This is a genomic window from Amycolatopsis sp. NPDC049159, from assembly GCF_040648295.1.
GTDB lineage: Bacteria > Actinomycetota > Actinomycetes > Mycobacteriales > Pseudonocardiaceae > Amycolatopsis > Amycolatopsis pretoriensis_A.
This window is the reverse complement of record NZ_JBEZDL010000009.1, coordinates 304,581-320,251: the sequence shown is the minus strand read 5'-3', so window position 1 is coordinate 320,251 and position 15,671 is coordinate 304,581. Positions and strand designations below refer to the sequence as shown.

At 73.7% G+C, this 15,671-nt stretch carries 15 protein-coding genes; 14 read left to right on the top strand and 1 reads right to left on the bottom strand.

The window, feature by feature from the left end; genetic code table 11:
• The first annotated feature begins 1 nt into the window (after position 1).
• The 9 genes from AB0B33_RS19555 to AB0B33_RS19515 are packed head-to-tail and all read left to right on the top strand — an operon-like array spanning position 2 to position 8,973.
• Positions 2-1,222, top strand: coding sequence for a cytochrome P450 (locus tag AB0B33_RS19555; RefSeq protein WP_247011611.1), 1,221 nt, complete (start codon positions 2-4; stop codon positions 1,220-1,222).
• Positions 1,219-1,440: a ferredoxin gene (locus AB0B33_RS19550; protein WP_360773465.1), complete on the top strand. Its 222-nt coding sequence runs from the start codon at positions 1,219-1,221 to the stop codon at positions 1,438-1,440. Before AB0B33_RS19555 ends, AB0B33_RS19550 begins: the two co-directional genes overlap by 4 nt.
• The gene (locus AB0B33_RS19545; protein ID WP_360773462.1) at positions 1,437-2,198 is read left to right on the top strand and encodes a methyltransferase domain-containing protein; all 762 of its coding nucleotides are present in this window, start codon (positions 1,437-1,439) and stop codon (positions 2,196-2,198) included. The genes AB0B33_RS19550 and AB0B33_RS19545 overlap by 4 nt, the downstream gene beginning before the upstream one ends.
• Positions 2,195-3,478 (top strand): nucleotide disphospho-sugar-binding domain-containing protein, encoded by a 1,284-nt coding sequence (locus tag AB0B33_RS19540; protein ID WP_360773459.1) that lies wholly within the window; start codon positions 2,195-2,197, stop codon positions 3,476-3,478. The genes AB0B33_RS19545 and AB0B33_RS19540 overlap by 4 nt, the downstream gene beginning before the upstream one ends.
• Positions 3,475-4,455, top strand: coding sequence for a Gfo/Idh/MocA family oxidoreductase (locus AB0B33_RS19535; protein WP_360773456.1), 981 nt, complete (start codon positions 3,475-3,477; stop codon positions 4,453-4,455). The genes AB0B33_RS19540 and AB0B33_RS19535 overlap by 4 nt, the downstream gene beginning before the upstream one ends.
• Positions 4,455-5,435 (top strand): dTDP-glucose 4,6-dehydratase, encoded by a 981-nt coding sequence (gene rfbB, locus AB0B33_RS19530; protein ID WP_360773453.1) that lies wholly within the window; start codon positions 4,455-4,457, stop codon positions 5,433-5,435. The genes AB0B33_RS19535 and rfbB overlap by 1 nt, the downstream gene beginning before the upstream one ends.
• Before the next feature lie 9 nt (positions 5,436-5,444).
• Positions 5,445-6,758, top strand: coding sequence for a lipopolysaccharide biosynthesis protein RfbH (gene rfbH / locus AB0B33_RS19525; protein ID WP_360773450.1), 1,314 nt, complete (start codon positions 5,445-5,447; stop codon positions 6,756-6,758).
• The gene (gene rfbA / locus AB0B33_RS19520; RefSeq protein ID WP_247011604.1) at positions 6,755-7,642 is read left to right on the top strand and encodes a glucose-1-phosphate thymidylyltransferase RfbA; all 888 of its coding nucleotides are present in this window, start codon (positions 6,755-6,757) and stop codon (positions 7,640-7,642) included. The genes rfbH and rfbA overlap by 4 nt, the downstream gene beginning before the upstream one ends.
• Before the next feature lie 11 nt (positions 7,643-7,653).
• The gene (locus tag AB0B33_RS19515) at positions 7,654-8,973 is read left to right on the top strand and encodes an NDP-hexose 2,3-dehydratase family protein (RefSeq protein ID WP_360773447.1); all 1,320 of its coding nucleotides are present in this window, start codon (positions 7,654-7,656) and stop codon (positions 8,971-8,973) included.
• A gap of 3 nt (positions 8,974-8,976) precedes the next feature.
• On the opposite strand, the gene AB0B33_RS19510 is transcribed toward AB0B33_RS19515, so the two are convergent.
• A complete protein-coding gene (locus AB0B33_RS19510) occupies positions 8,977-9,621 on the bottom strand; it encodes a TetR family transcriptional regulator (protein WP_247011600.1) in 645 nt (214 codons plus the stop codon).
• Between the two features lie 102 nt (positions 9,622-9,723).
• On the opposite strand from AB0B33_RS19510, the gene AB0B33_RS19505 reads away from it, so the two are divergent.
• From AB0B33_RS19505 to AB0B33_RS19485, 5 genes are all read left to right on the top strand, one after another.
• Positions 9,724-10,335, top strand: coding sequence for an NAD(P)H-dependent oxidoreductase (locus tag AB0B33_RS19505; protein WP_247011598.1), 612 nt, complete (start codon positions 9,724-9,726; stop codon positions 10,333-10,335).
• Positions 10,332-11,780, top strand: coding sequence for a DHA2 family efflux MFS transporter permease subunit (locus AB0B33_RS19500; protein WP_360773442.1), 1,449 nt, complete (start codon positions 10,332-10,334; stop codon positions 11,778-11,780). The genes AB0B33_RS19505 and AB0B33_RS19500 overlap by 4 nt, the downstream gene beginning before the upstream one ends.
• Positions 11,777-12,547 carry a HisA/HisF-related TIM barrel protein gene (locus AB0B33_RS19495; protein ID WP_247011594.1) on the top strand — a complete coding sequence of 257 codons (771 nt, stop codon included), beginning with the start codon at positions 11,777-11,779 and terminating at the stop codon, positions 12,545-12,547. The genes AB0B33_RS19500 and AB0B33_RS19495 overlap by 4 nt, the downstream gene beginning before the upstream one ends.
• A 460-nt stretch (positions 12,548-13,007) precedes the next feature.
• Complete coding sequence (locus AB0B33_RS19490; protein ID WP_360773439.1) at positions 13,008-14,243, top strand: MFS transporter; 1,236 nt, start codon at positions 13,008-13,010, stop codon at positions 14,241-14,243.
• Positions 14,240-15,628: a trehalose-6-phosphate synthase gene (locus AB0B33_RS19485; protein ID WP_360773436.1), complete on the top strand. Its 1,389-nt coding sequence runs from the start codon at positions 14,240-14,242 to the stop codon at positions 15,626-15,628. The genes AB0B33_RS19490 and AB0B33_RS19485 overlap by 4 nt, the downstream gene beginning before the upstream one ends.
• Positions 15,629-15,671: the final 43 nt, after the last annotated feature.

Below are 15,671 nucleotides of genomic sequence, written 5' to 3'. Positions count from 1 at the left end.
AATGACCACCCCCGCCGAAGCACCCCCGGCCGGGCTGTTCACCGCCGGCTACTACCAGGACCCGTACCCGACGCTCGCCCGGCTGCGCGAGCACGACCCCGTGCACGAGTTCCGCTTCCCGGTCGGGGACGTGCGCATGTGGCTGGTCACGCGCTACGACGACGTGCGCGCCCTGCTCGCCGACCCGCGCTTCTCCTCCGAGGGCGGCACCTGGGGCAATTCCGAGTTCCGCGAGGCCGGCCTGGTCAGCGGCGCGGGCAGCGTCCTCGAACGCGCGGTCACCGTGGTCGACCCGCCCGCGCACACGCGGCTGCGCCGGCTCGCGATGAGCGCGTTCACCACCCGCCGCGTCGAGCGGTGGCGGGACGAGCTCACCGGGCTGGTGGACCGGACCCTGGACCGCTGCGCCGCGCTCGGCACGTTCGACGTCATGGACGACTTCGCCGGCGTCGTCTCCTCGGAGATGCTCGGCGCCATCCTCGGCCTGCGGATCGAGCGCCACCGCGACCTGGTGGACGCGCTGACCCAGGCGTTCCCGTCGGACCCGGCGCTGATGGACCGGGTGCCCGCCGGGTTCGCGCGGATCTGCGAGTACGCCGAGGAACTCGTCGCCGAGAAGCGCCGCACGCCCGCCGACGACCTGACGTCCGCGCTGGTCGAGGCGTCCGAAGACGGCGACCGCCTCGACGAGCGCGAGCTGGTCGCGATGGTGGCGGCGATGATCATGGCGGGCAGCGACACCGTCCGCGCGTTCCTCGGCAACGCGGTGCTCGCGCTGCTGGACCACCCGGACCAGCGGGCGGCGCTGACCGGCGGCGCGGACACCACGGCCGCGGTGGAAGAACTGCTGCGCTACGAAGGCGCGCTGACCACCGCGCTGTTCCGGGTGACCACCGAAGACGTCGACTTCGCCGGCACCCGGCTGCCCGCCGGCTCGCCGGTGATCGCCGGGCTGCTCGCGGCGAACCGCGACCCGCGGCGGTTCCCCGACCCCGGACGGCTCGACCTGGCCCGGACCGGGCCGCGGCACGTCGGCTTCGGGCACGGCCTGCACAACTGCCTCGGCGCCGCGCTCGCCCGGCTGGAGATCGGGCTGTCGGTGACGGCGCTGTTCCGCCGGTTCCCCGGGCTGCGGCTCGCGACCGGGCGCGCGGACGTGCGCTACATCGAGAACTGGGCGATGCGGCGGCTGACCGCGCTCCCGGTGGACGCGGCGCGATGAGCGGGCCCGCCGTCCGCGTCGACCGGGCCCTGTGCTGCGGGTCCGGGTCGTGCGAGGTGATGGCGCCCGGGCTGTTCCGGGTCGGTGACGACGGGTTCGCCGTCTTCCGGCCCCCGGCGGCCGGGGCGTGGGACGCGCAACTGCTGGAGGACGTCGCCCGGTGCTGCCCCACCGGCGCGATCACGGTGCACGGGACCGACGAAGGGAGCGCCCGATGACCCAGGAGACCGAGCAGGCCGCCGACACCGAGCAGGTGATCGGCAGGCTGTGGGAACGCAACTACGACCCGGGGACCCGCGGGATGATCACCGGGCTCGGCATCCGCCCGGACTGGCGCTGCCTCGACCTCGGGGCCGGCCTCGGGTCGATGTCGCGCTGGCTGGCCGGGCAGGTCCCGCGGGGCTCGGTGCTCGCGCTCGACCGCGACACCACTGCCCTGGCCGGTGTTGCGGCGGACAACCTGACCGTGCGGCAGGCCGATCTGGCCGGAGCCGACTTCCCGGACGGCTCGTTCGACCTCGTGCTGGCCCGGGCGGTGCTGTCGTACCTGCCGGACCCGGAGGCGGTGCTCGACCGCGTGCACCGCTGGCTCGCGCCGGGCGGGTACCTCGTCGCCGAGGACTTCTACTTCATGCCGAGCGACGACTGCGCGACCCCGCTGGGCCGCCGGGTCGTCGAGGGCTACGCGAAGGCGGCCGCGGGCGCGGGCCTGGACTGGCGGCTCGCCCGCCGGCTGCCGTCGCTGCTCGCGCGCACCGGCTTCGAAGCCGTGGAGCAGACCGTCCGGCCGCTCGGGCCGGGGCAGGGTGAGGAGGAGAACGAGCTGATGCGGGCGCGGATGAACCTGCAGGGCGCGCCCCTGGTGGAAAACGGCCTGGTCTCCGCCGAAGACGTCGCCGAGTTCGTGGCGACGCTCGACCGGCCCGAGGTCCGGGACGTCACCACGCTGCTGTTTTCGGTGCGGGGGCGGCGATGAAGGTCCTCTTCTGCGCTCCTTCGGCGTTCGCGCACCTCAACCCGCTGGTGCCGCTGGCGGGCGCGCTGCAGGGCGCCGGCCACGAAGTCCGGGTGGCGACCCACCCGGAGATGACCGGCGCCGTGCGCGCGCTCGGCCTGACCGCGGTCGCGGCGGGGGAGTGGGACTTCCCCAAGGCCAACGCGCACGAGAGCGACGCGCTGTACGAGCGGGTGCTGGAGCTGATCGGCGACGAGGGCCGCGACCGCGCGCCCGGGCGGCCGCCGTCGAAGATGGTGCTGCGCGGGTTCCGCCGCTACTACGACCCGGAACCGCCGGGGGCGCGCGGGAACCTGCTCGCCGACGACCTGGTGGCGTTCGCCCTGCGGTGGCGCCCGGACCTGGTCGTCTGGGACTCGATCTCGTTCCCCGCCGCGATCGCGGCGCGGGTCTCCGGCGCCGCGCACGCCCGGGTGCTGTGGTCGGTGGACGACGTCGCGTGGCTGCGCGCCGTGCTCAACCGCGTCACCGCCCGCCCCGGCGCCCCGGCCGACCCGATGCTCGCGCACATGCGCCCGATGCTGGAGCGCTTCGGCGTCGAGTTCGGCGAAGACCTCCTGCTGGGCCAGTTCACCCTCGACGCCTACCCCGGCGTGCGGTTGCGCACGCCGGCGCCGGAGCTGCGGTACGTCCCGCTGCGGCCGGTGCCCTACACCGGCACGATGACCGTGCCGGACTGGCTGGACGACCCGGGCGGGCGCCCGCGGGTGGCGGTGTCGCTCGGGGCGGGCATCCGGAGCTTCTTCCCCGGCGGTACCAGCAAAGTCGCGGCCGAAGAGCTCTTCGAGGTCACCAGCGGGCTGGACGTCGAGGTCGTCGCGACGCTGAACGAGGCGCAGCTGGCGTCCGTCGGGCACGTGCCGGACCACGTCCGCGTCGTCGACTACCTGCCGCTGAACCTGCTGATGCCGACCTGCTCGGCGATCATCCACCACGGCGGGGGCGGGACGTTCGCGGCCGCCGTCGCGCACCGGGTGCCGCAGCTGGTCTGGAAGGAACGCAGCGTCTACTACGACGACATCGCCCGGCTCGTCGAAACGAGCGGGGCCGGCCTGGTCGTCGACGACGAGCCGTTCGCCGCGGACGTGGTGCGCAAGCAGCTCACCCGGATCATGACCGAGCCGTCGTTCGCCGCCGGTGCGGCCGAACTGCGGCGGGACGCGCTGGCCGTGCCCGCGCCCACCGAAGTCGTTCCCGTGCTGGAACGGCTGACCGCCGAGCACCGCGGGGTGACCCGGTGACGCCGGTCCGGCTCGGCGTGCTCGGCTGCGCGTCGATCGTCCGGCGCCGGATGCTGCCGGCGGTGGCGCGCCGCACCGAGGTCGAGCTGGTGGCCGTCGCGAGCCGGGACGAGACGAAGGCGAAGAGCGTCACCGCGGAGTTCGGCGGGGAAGCGGTCGAGGGGTACGAACAGCTGCTCGCCCGCGACGACCTCGACGCCGTCTACGTCCCGCTCCCGGCGGCCCTGCACGCGGAGTGGGTCGAGCGCGCGCTGCGGGCCGGCCTGCACGTGCTGTGCGAAAAGCCGTTGACCGGGACGCTGCCGGCCAGCCTGCGCCTGGTCCGCCTCGCCGAGGAGCGCGGGCTTTCGCTGGTCGAGAACTTCATGTTCGCCCGGCACGCCCAGCACGCCGTGGTGCGGGAGCTGGTGGCCGCGGGCGCGATCGGCGAGATCCGCAGCCTCACCGCGGAGTTCGCCTTCCCGCCCAAGCCCGCCGGCGACATGCGCTACACCGCGGCCGGCGGCGGCGCGCTCGTGGAGATCGGCGGCTACCCGCTGCGGACCGCGCTGATGCTGCTGGGCGACGACCTTTCGGTCGCCGGCGCGGTCGTGCGGCACAGCGCCGGGCACGGCGTCGACCTCTCCGGCGCCGCGCTGCTCACCGACCCGGCCGGCCGCACCGCCCACCTGACGTGGGGCATGGAGCACGCCTACCGGGCGAGCTACGAACTCTGGGGCGAGACCGGGCGGATCGTCGTGGAGTGGGCGTACACGCCGCCCGCCGGGCACCGCCCGGTGCTGCGGATCGAGACCCAGGACCGGATCGACCGGCGGACGCTGCCCGCCGACGACCAGTTCGGCAACGTGCTGGCCGAGTTCGCGCGGTCGGTGCGGACCGGCGTGCCCGGCGAGCTGGAAGGGCGGAACGTGCTGCGGCTGGCCGCGTTGTTCGACGAGGTCGCGGCGGCCGCGCGGGTGTGCGGGGCGGTGGGGTGATGCGGATCCTGGTCACCGGGGGAGCCGGGTTCATCGGCTCCGCCTACGTCCGCGGCCTGCTCGCCGGTGCCTACCCGGGCACGGACGGCGCGCGGGTCACCGTGCTCGACAACCTCGGCTACGCCGGCCGCCGCGACAACCTCCCGGCCGCGCACCCGCGGCTGGAGTTCGCCGAGGGCGACGTCCGGGACACCGCGCTGCTGGCCGCGCTCGTGCCCGGGCACGACCTGGTGGCGCACTTCGCCGCGGAGTCGCATGTGGACAGATCGCTGGCCGCGGCGGGCGACTTCCTGCGCACCAACGTGGAGGGCACCGGCGCGGTGCTGCAGGCGTGCGCCGACGCCCGCGTGGCCCGGGTCGTGCACGTGTCCACCGATGAGGTGTACGGCTCCATCGACGACGGCGCCTGGACCGAGGACTCGCCGCTGCTGCCGAATTCGCCGTACGCGGCGTCCAAGGCGGCGTCGGACCTGGTGGCGCGCGCGTACTGGCGCACCCACGGCCTCGACGTCTCGATCACGCGGTGCTGCAACAACTACGGGCCCCGCCAGCACCCCGAGAAGGTCATCCCGCTGTTCGTCACCAACCTGCTGCGGGACCGGCCCGTACCGCTCTACGGCGACGGGCGCAACGTGCGCGAATGGCTGCACGTCGACGACCACTGCCGCGCCGTGCACGCCGTGCTCACCGGCGGCCGCGCCGGCGCGGTGTACCACGTGGGCGGCGGGACCGGGCTGAGCAACCTGGAGCTCACCCGGCGGCTGCTCGAACTGTGCGGGGCCGGCGAGCGGCTGGTGCGCCGCGTGCCCGACCGCAAGGGGCACGACCGGCGCTACGCGCTGGACGACAGCCGCATCCGCACCGAGCTGGGCTGGGCCCCGCGCGTCCCGTTCGACACCGGGCTGGCCGCCACGGTCGCCTGGTACCGCGAAAACCCCGGCTGGTGGGCCGCTTCCGCGAGCCGCGCCGCCGCGCTGTGAGGAGGACGCATGACCGACCGCAGGACCTCGATCCTGGACGACGTCCGGGCCTACCACGCCGAAGCCGGAACCGGGCGGGGGTTCGTGCCCGGGGAAACCGAAATCTGGCCCTCCGGCGCCGTGCTGGACGCCGACGACCGCGTCGCGCTGGCCGCGGCCGCGCTCGACCTGAAGATCGCCGCCGGCGGGGCGTCGAGGACGTTCGAATCGCGCTTCGCCCGCAAACTCGGCCGCCGCAAGGCGCACCTGACCAACTCCGGCTCGTCGGCCAACCTGCTCGCGCTGTCCGCGCTCACCTCGCCGCAGCTCGGCGAGCGGCGGCTGCGCCCCGGTGACGAGGTGATCACCGTCGCCGCCGGGTTCCCGACGACGGTGAACCCGATCCTGCAGAACGGCCTGGTGCCGGTGTTCGTCGACATCGAGCTGGGCACCTACAACACCACGGCCGAGCGGGTCGCGGCCGCGGTGTCCGACCGCACCCGGGCGATCATGGTCGCGCACGCGCTCGGAAACCCTTTCGAGGCCACGGAAATCGCCCGGCTGGCCGAAGAGAAGGACCTGTTCCTCGTCGAGGACAACTGCGACGCCGTCGGCTCGACCTACGACGGGCGGCTCACCGGGACCTTCGGCGACCTCACCACCGTCAGCTTCTACCCGGCCCACCACCTCACCATGGGCGAAGGCGGCTGCGTGCTCACCGCGGACCTGGGCCTGGCCCGGATCGTGGAGTCCCTGCGCGACTGGGGCCGGGACTGCTGGTGCGAGCCGGGGGAGAGCAACAAGTGCCTCAAGCGGTTCGACTACCGGCTGGGCGACCTGCCGGCCGGCTACGACCACAAGTACATCTTTTCCCACGTCGGCTACAACCTGAAGACGACGGACCTGCAAGCCGCGCTGGGGCTTTCGCAGCTGGCGAAGCTCGACGAGTTCTGCGCGGCGCGGCGGCGGAACTGGCGGCGCCTGCGCGACGCCGTCGACGGGCTGCCGCACCTGCTGCTCCCGGAAGCGACCCCGCGCAGCGACCCGAGCTGGTTCGGGTTCGCGCTGACCGTCACGGCCGACGCGCCCTTCACCCGCGCGGAACTGGTGTCGTTCCTGGAAGAACGCAAGATCGGGACCCGGCGGCTGTTCGCGGGCAACCTCACCCGCCACCCCGCCTACCAGGGGCAGCACTACCGGGTTTCGGGCGAGCTGGCCAACAGCGACGTCGTCACCGAGAACACGTTCTGGGTCGGGGTGTACCCGGGGCTGACCGACGAGATGATCGACTACGTCTCGTCGTCGGTGAAGGACTTCGTCGGCGGACGGGCGGCGAAGCGGTGAAGGGCGTCATCCTGGCCGGCGGGACCGGCTCGCGGCTCGGCCCGGTCACGCAGGCGACGTCCAAGCAGCTGCTGCAGGTCTACGACAAGCCGATGATCTACTACCCGTTCTCGGTGCTCCAGCTCGCCGGGATCCACGACATCCTGCTCATCACCACCCCGGCCGACCGGCCCGCCTACGAGCGGCTGTTCGGCGACGGGAGCGCGCTGGGGATGACCATCTCCTACGCGGAGCAGGACCGGCCGCGCGGGATCGCGGACGCGTTCCGGCTCGGCGCCGCGCACATCGGGGACGAGCCGGTGGCGCTCATCCTCGGGGACAACATCTTCCACGGCCCGCGGTTCCCGACGATCCTGGCCGACGCGATCAAGAACCTCGACGGCTGCACGCTGTTCGGCTACCCGGTCGCCGACCCCGAGCGCTACGGCGTCGGGGAGGCCGACGAGACCGGGCGGCTGGTGTCGCTGGAGGAGAAGCCGGCGCGGCCGCGGTCGAACCGGGCGATCACCGGGTTGTACCTCTACGACAGCGAAGTCGTCTCGATCGCCGCGCGGCAGCGCCCGTCGGCGCGGGGCGAGCTGGAGATCACCGACGTCAACCGGGCCTACCTCGACCGCGGGCGCGCGACGCTGGTCGACCTGGGCCGCGGGTACGCCTGGCTGGACACCGGAACCCCGGACGCGATGGCCGAGGCGGCGAAGTACGTGCAGATCATCGAAAACCGCCAGGGCGTGCGGATCGCCTGCATCGAGGAGATCGCGCTGCGCATGGGGTTCATCGACGCGGCCGCGTGCCACCGGCTCGGCGCGGCGATGTCGGGCTCGGACTACGGGCGGTACGTCATGCAGATCGCCGAAGCGGCCGGCGCCCCGGCGCTCGCGTAGGGAGGGAAATCGTGTTGTTCCACGACATCGGGCAATGCCTGGACTGGCTCGCCGAGCGCGACCGGGCCCAGGACTTCACCGTCACCCGCACCCGGCTCGACCGGATGCCCGGCTGGGCGGTCGATCCCGTCACCGGCGACCTCGCCCACCGCAGCGGGCGGTTCTTCACCGTGGAGGGGCTGGCGATCGGCACCGACCACCGCGACGTCGAGGCGTGGACCCAGCCGATCATCGTGCAGCCCGAGATCGGCATCCTCGGCATCCTCACCCGCGAGATCGGCGGTGAACCGCATTACCTCATGCAGGCCAAGGTGGAACCGGGCAACGTCAACGGCGTCCAGCTCTCGCCGACCGTCCAGGCCACCAAGAGCAACTACACGCGCGTGCACCAGGGCAGCCCGGTGCCCTACCTCGACCACTTCCGCAGCCCGCGCCGCGGCCGGGTGGTCTTCGACTCGCTGCAGTCCGAGCAGGGCTCGTGGTTCCTGAGCAAGCGCAACCGCAACATGATCATCGAGGTGACCGAGGACGTGCCCGTGCGGCCCGGGTTCTGCTGGCTGACCCTGGCGCAGCTGGGCGAGCTGCTGCTGGCCGACAACGTGGTGAACATGGACGCCCGGACGGTGCTGTCCGGGCTGTCGTTCGCCGCCGGGGCGGCGCCGGGCCCGGCCCGCACGGCCGAACTCGTCAGCTGGTTCACCGAGGTCAAGGCGCGGTACCGGCTGAGCCGGACGCGCACGCCGCTGGCCGCGCTGCCGGACTGGGAGCGGGGGCCGCACGAGATCCGCCACCGCGAGGGACGGCACTTCTCGGTGATCGGCGTCGACGTCACCGCCGGGCACCGCGAGGTGAAGAGCTGGTCGCAGCCGATGATCGCGCCGCACGGGCGCGGGGTCGTCGCGTTCCTCGGCCGGCGGGTGGCGGGCCGGCTCGAGGTGCTGGTCCAGGCCCGCACGGAGGCGGGGACGCACGACGTCGTCGAGATGGCGCCGACGGTGCACTGCATCCCGGCCAACTACCCGGCCGGGGGCCGCCCGCGGTTCCTCGACGAGGTGCTCGCGGCACCGGCGTCCGCGCGGCTGCTCGACGTCGTCCACTCGGAGGAGGGCGGCCGGTTCCACCACGCGGAGAACCGGTACCTCGTCGTCGAAACCGAGCCGGGCGCCGACCTCGACGTCCCCGACGACTTCTGCTGGATGACCCCGGCCGAGCTCGCCGGGTTCGTCGGCCACGGCAGCTACGTCAACGTCGGCGCCCGGTGCCTGCTCGCGTGCCTGAACCTGGCCGCCGGTCCCGTCCTGGACGGCGCGCGCCCGCGCGTCGCCGCCTGAGGGTCAGGGGAGGTAGCCGTGCAGGAACACCCGGACGCCCGCGGTGGCGAGCTCGGCGATTTCGGCGGCGGGGACGGGGATCGCGCCGTGGTAGCTGCGGCTGTCCACCTCCGCCGCCGCGAGCAGCGACAGGTGGAACGCGGCGCGCTCGGGGTCCTCCACGCGCAGCAGGCCGCGCTCGGCCAGCTGCCGCAGCCGCGCCGCGAGCTCCGCCTGGACGCGGTGCGGGCCGGCCTGCTGCCAGGCCGCCAGCACCGCGGGCGGGAGGTGGCCGGCCTCGGCCCGGATCTGCTGCACGAGCGCGAAGTGGTCGGCGAACTCCGGGTTCGGCCGGGCCCAGGCGACGGCGAACGCGGTGAGCGCCGCCTCGACGTCGGTGACGGCGCCGAAGTGGCTCTCGAGCAGGGCGAGCTGGGCCTCGGCGACCTCGGTCGCGCTGGTCTGGATGACCTCCTGGAACAGCCGCGCCTTGTCGCCGAAGTGGTTGTACAGGGTGCGCGTGGAGACGTCCGCCGCGGCGGCGATCGCGTCGATGCTCGCCCGGCTGTAGCCCTCGCGGGCGAAGGTGACCCGGGCGCCGTCGAGGATCGCGCGGCGCTTGTCGCTGGAGCGCTGGGGGCGGCGCGCCGCCGCTTCGGTGCTGTTCATGCGCTGATCCTAACCGATGTACAACGCCCGTTGCATCGGTAAAGTACAACGTGTACTGTACTTGGCGAAGCCTCCCGAGTATCCGCAGCAGAAGGAGTCACCATGACCCGGATCGCCGTCATCACCGGCAGCACCCGGCCGCGCCGCCGCGCGGCCCTGGTCGCCGCCTGGGTGCTCGAGGTCGCCGAACGGCACGCCGGCTCGGGCGACGTCAGTTTCGAAATCGTCGACCTGGCCGACTTCGACCTGCCGCTGCTCGACGAGCCGGTACCGGCGGCGATCGGCGACTACGCGAACGAGCACACGCGGCGCTGGGCGCGCGTCATCGACGGGTTCGACGGTTTCGTCTTCGTCACCCCGGAGTACAACCACTCGTACCCGGCCGCGCTGAAGAACGCGATCGACTACCTCTTCGCCGAGTGGGGCGACAAGGCGGCCGGGTTCGTCAGCTACGGCCTGCACGGCGGCATCCGCGCCGTCGAGCACCTGCGGGCCGCGGTGTCCGAGGTCAAGCTCGCGGACGTGCGCTCGTGCGTGGCGCTGTCGCTCTTCGCCGACTTCAAGATCACCGACATGACGCAGCCGGGCGAGTTCGCGCCCGGCGACCACCAGGAGCCGACGCTCACCCGGATGATCGACGAGGTCGTGGCCTGGTCGACGGCGCTGGCCCCGCTGCGCGCGGGCCGGGCGGCGGCGGGAGAGGTGCCGGCGTGACCCGCGCGGACGCGCCCGCCGCACCGGCCACGGGTGACCGCATCGGCTGGCCGGTCTGGCGGCTCGCGCTGGTCATCGTGTTCGGGGCGTTCGCGTCCGGGCTCGACGCTTCGCTGACCAACATCGGCCTGGACACCATCGGCGACGACCTGCACGCCGGGCTCGCCGAGGTGCAGTGGGTCGCGACCGCCTACATCGTCGCGCTCGCCGTTTCGCTGCCGCTGTGCGGCTGGCTGGGCCGCCGGCTCGGCCCGGGGCGGCTCTGGCTGATGGCCCTGGTGGCCTTCACCATCGCCTCCGGGCTGTGCGCGGCCGCGCCCGACGTCGGCTGGCTCATCGCCCTGCGCGTCGTCCAGGGCCTGGCCGCGGGCCTGATGGTCCCGGCGGGCCAGACGATCATCGGCCAGGCGGTCGGCGCCGCGCGGCTGGGCCGGGTGATGTCGACGCTCGGCATCGCCGCGGCGCTGGCCCCGACGCTCGGCCCGGTGGTCGGCGGCCTGGTGCTGCACGCGCTGTCGTGGGAGTGGCTGTTCCTGATCAACCTGCCCATCGGCGCGATCGGCCTGCTGCTCGGCCTCCGCTACGTCCCCCGCGGCGAACGCGGCGGCGCAACCCCGCTCGACTGGTGGGGTTTCGTGTGGATCGGCGGCGGCCTCCCGCTGCTGGTGTACGCGCTGACGGCGTGGAGTTCGGCGGGCACGATGGCGGCCTGGCCGGTGCTCGCGCCGCTCGTGCTCGGCGTCGCGGGCCTGACGGTGTTCGTCCTGCGCACCCGGCGCCGGGCGAACCCGCTGATGGACCTCGGGCTCTACCGGCGTCCGGTGTACGTCGCGGCCAGCGGCGCGGCCGTGTTCAGCGGCGCCCTGATGTTCGGCGCGGCGCTGGTTTTCCCGCTGTACTTCGAGATCCTGCACCACGACGGCGTGATCGGCACCGGCCTGCGGATGCTCGCGCTCGGCATCGGCACGGCGGTCGCGCTGCCGCTCACCGGCCGGCTGACCGACCGCTACGGCGGCGGCCTGGTCGCGACGTGGGGCAGCGTGGCCGCGCTCGCGACGACGATCGCGTTCCTCTTCGTCGGCGCCGACGCGAACGCCGACCCGGTGCTGATCGAGGTCCTGCTGGTGCTGCTCGGCGCGTCGGTCGCGGCGACCGCGGTCCCGCCCGGGATCGCGGCCTACCAGACGGTGCACCCGGACCAGCTCCCCGACGCCACCACGCAGGTGAACATCGTCCAGCGCATCGGCGGCGCCCTCGGCGGCTCGCTGTACACGGTCACCATCGCCAACGGTCTCGAGGCAGGCGAAGAGCACGCGTTCCGCGGGGTGTTCTGGTGGCTGACCGGCTCGGCCGTGCTCGCGTTGATCTGTTCGCAATGGCTCCGCATCACCCTCCACCGCGCCCGCACCACCCGTGAACCGCTGGAAAGGACGGACGAACAGTGACCATTCCGCACATCGGCGTCGTCGCCGACGAACCGTGGCTGAAGATCGGCGCCCGCGAGTTCCGCTCGAGGATCCTCGTGGGGATCGAGCAGTACGACTCGGTCCCGCTCGTCCGAGACGTCCTCAACGCGGCGGGCGCGGACGTCTTCATCACCACCGTGGACCCGGACAACCGCCGTTCGAGCCTGCTGCTGATGGACCTGGCCGACGAGCTGCCGCTCGACGACTTCACGTGGATCGGCACGACGTCGTTCGCCCGCACCAAGGAAAGTGCGTTGCGCAGCGCCAGAATCCTGCGCGATTCGCTGGGTATCGAGATCCTGAAGCTGGACGTGCGCGGCGACGACAACACGCCGGACAACGCGGGCACCGTCGAGGCGGCCCGCGAACTGCGGGCCGAGGGGATGGAACTGCTGCCGTTCATCCTGCCGGACCTGGCCACCGCCCGCGCCCTGGAGGAGGCGGGCTGCGCGGCACTGCGCGTGATGGCGTCCCCGGTCGCTTCGGGCCGCGGGATCGCGAACCCGGCGGCGATCCGGGAGCTGATCGAGCAGATCGGCATCCCGGTGGTCGTCGAGGGCGGGATCGGCAGCGCACGGCACGTCGCGGAGGCGATGGAGCTGGGAGCGTCGGCAACGCTGGTGAACACGGCCTTGGTCCGCGCGGAGTCCCCGCTGCTGATGGCGGCGGCCATGCGCCAGGCGGCGTTGGCCGGGCTGCTGTCGTACGAGTCCGGCCCGATGCCGGAGGTAGCAGCCGCGGTCTGACCCGGTGCGGCTTGCGCCGGCCCTGCCGCGGCTGCCGGTGCTGCACCAACCCGAGGCAGACAGCGGAAATCGCCGCCACGCTCCGGCGCGGCGGGTGACGCCCGTCGGTTCGCAAGTTCCGGCCGGGGTCGCAAGTCGTTGCCGCGCTTCGAGTGTGGTCGCCGGCGCCGCCCGGGTGCGGTTCGCAAGTCCCGGCAGGACCGCAAGTCGTTGCCACACCTGGTGCCGGGCCACCCGGTCCGCCACCACGAACTCGCTGCCGCACCTCACCGTGTGGCAGCCGGAAGTCGCCGCCGCGGGTTGGCGTGGCGGCGCTACAACCGGCGCGGCTGCTGAAGCCGCGCTTGGTGCCGGGCCACCCGGTCCGTCACCACGAACTCGCTGCCGCACCTCACCGTGTGGCAGCCGGAAGTCGCCGCCGCGGGTTGGCGTGGCGGTTCGGGGAAACGAGGGGGAAGCTTTGTCGTCGGAAGTCCCGGTGCAGCCGCACCGGCCGGTCCCGCCACCACCGCGGGGCACCGCCGCGGTCCCGGCCCTGGTGGCGCTCGCCACCGCGGTCGGCAGTACCGGGCTCGCGGCGGGCGGCACGGCCGGTCCGTTGCTGGCCACCGCGATGACCGGGTCGGCCGCGGCGGCCGGGCTTCCGGTCGCGATGAACCTCGCCGGCCAGGCCGGCGCCGCCATCCTGATCTCGCGGCTGGCTTCCCAGGGCCGCCGCGGTCCCGGGTTGGCGGCCGGGTTCGCCGTCGGCGCGGCCGGCGCCGCGCTGGTCGTGCCGGCCGGCGCGAGCGGCAGCTTCCCCCTCGTTCTCCTCGGGAGCGTCCTGCTGGGTGCCGCCAACGCGGCGGTCTTCCTGGCACGGTACGCAGCGGCCGCGGTGGTTCCCCCGGACCGCCGCGGCCGCGCCCTGGGGCGGGTGCTGTCCGCGACCGCCGTCGGCGCCGTCGTCAGCCCGGTCCTGCTGGGCCCCGGCGCGGTGCTGGCCGCGCACGCCGGCCTCGTCCGCGAGTCCGGCGCGTACCTGGTGGCCATCGTGGCCTTCGGGGCCGCGGCCCTCGCGTTCGCCGCGCTGTCCCGCGCCGGTCTCTCCGGCGGACGTCCGGAAGGCGCCGAGACCGGGGGTGTCCTGCGGGCCCTGCGCTCGTCCCGCGCGTGGCCGGCGATCTCCGCGCTCGCGCTGACGAACTTCGCCATGGTCGGCGTCATGACCGTGGCGCCGGTCCACCTGAGCGCGGGCGGTGACGGCCTGACCGCCGTCGGGCTCGTGGTCGCACTGCACGTCGTGTGCATGTTCGGCCCGTCCGCGGTCACCGGCGCGCTCGCCGACCGGTTCGACCCGGTGTACCTCATCGCGGCCGGCGGCGTGTTCCTGTTCGGCGCCGGCGTGCTCGGCGCCATGGCCGGCGAGCACGACCCCGTGGTGATGACGCTCCACCTCGTCCTCGTCGGACTGGGCTGGAACGGCGGCGTGGTCGGCGGCAGCGCCTTGCTCGGCGCGACCGCGTCCCCCGGACTGCGCACCCACCTCGAAGGAATCGGCGAGGCGGCGATGGGGCTGGCGGCCGTGGTGGCCGCACCCCTGGCCGGCGTCGTCTCGGCGATCGGCGGTTACCGCGGCCTGGCCGCGGGGCTCGGCGTCTTCGCCGCCGCCGGTCTGGCCCTCACCTGCACGCGCGCCAGGAGGCGACCTTCATGAGGATTCTGACCTGCAGCAACAGTTGCCCGCGCTGGGACGACGGGGTGCTCGCGCCCCGCTCGCCCGGCGGTCTCGCGCCGATGCTCGTCGCGCTGCTCGAACAGCACGGCGGGCATTGGATCTTCACCGCGCCGCCCGACCGGCCGGACGCGCCGGACACCGTGCGGATCGGCGAGGACGTCTTCCTGCACCCGATCGAGCCCGGGGAAGACCTGCGGCGCAAGCACTACGACGAAATCTCCATCCGGCTCCTGCTCGGCCTGCTGCACTACATGCACGACACCTCGGCCCAGCCGGTGTTCGACGACGCCCTGTGGGCCGCCTGGGCGGGCTACGAGGAGGTCAACCGCACCTACGCCAAGCGGCTCGCCGAGCTGGCCGCGGGCGGCGAGGACACGCTCGTCCTGCTGAACGACCCGCACCTGATGCTGGTCCCGGAGTTCTTCACCGCGGAGCAGCCCGTCCGCGGCAAGCTCACCTACTTCCTCGGCACACCCTGGTGCGAGCCGGACTACTTCGCGCTCATCCCGCGCCGCATCCGCGTCCGGCTCCTGACCAGCCTGCTGCGCTGCGACGTCGTGGGCTTCCACGCGACCCGGTGGGCCGACGCGTTCCTGCGCTGCTGCGCCCGGTACGTGCCGGGCGCCGTCGTCGACGGGCGGAGCGTGCGCCTCGGCGGGCACCGGACGGAGCTCGTCGCGACGCCGTTCCCCCTCGACACCGCCACGATCGACCGCATGACCGGCGAAGCCGCGATGAAGCGGTGGCGCACCCGGCTGGCGCGGTGGTCGCACGGGCGCCGGATCATGCTGCGCGCCGACCGGCTGGACCTGTGGAAGAACCTGCCCCGCGGGTTCCGCGCCTACGAGCTGCTGCTCGAACGCCGTCCGGAGCTCGCGGCGGAGTGCTGGTTCGCCGCGGTCGTGACGACGCCGAGCCGCGCCGCCGGCCGCCACCGCGCCCACGCGGAGGAAACGGAGGAGATCGTGCACCGGATCAACGCCCGGTTCGCGACCGGCGGCCGGGAGGCGGTTTCACTGATCCGCCCGGCCGCGGACGACGACTCCCGCCACTGCGTCCTGGCCGGCCTGAGCATGAGCGACGCGGCGGTGGTCAACTCGACCTACGACGGCCTCAACCTCTTCGCCAAGGAGGCCGCGTACCTACTGCCGGACGACGCGACACTGCTGCTGTCGGAGAACGCCGGCGTGATCGAGGGCCTCGGCCGCTTCGCCGTCGGGATCGACCCGTTCGACCTGACGGCGACCGCCGAAGCAATGGAGGCGGCCTTGACCCGGCCGGGGTCATCGCTGCGCAGCGAGCGCCGCGCGGCCCTGCGCGAGGAGACCGTGGCCGGCTGGGTGAAGGGTGTTTTCGGGCTCTGACCGGAGCCGGGAACGCGCACGTGGCGCGTTCCCGGCCCGGCCG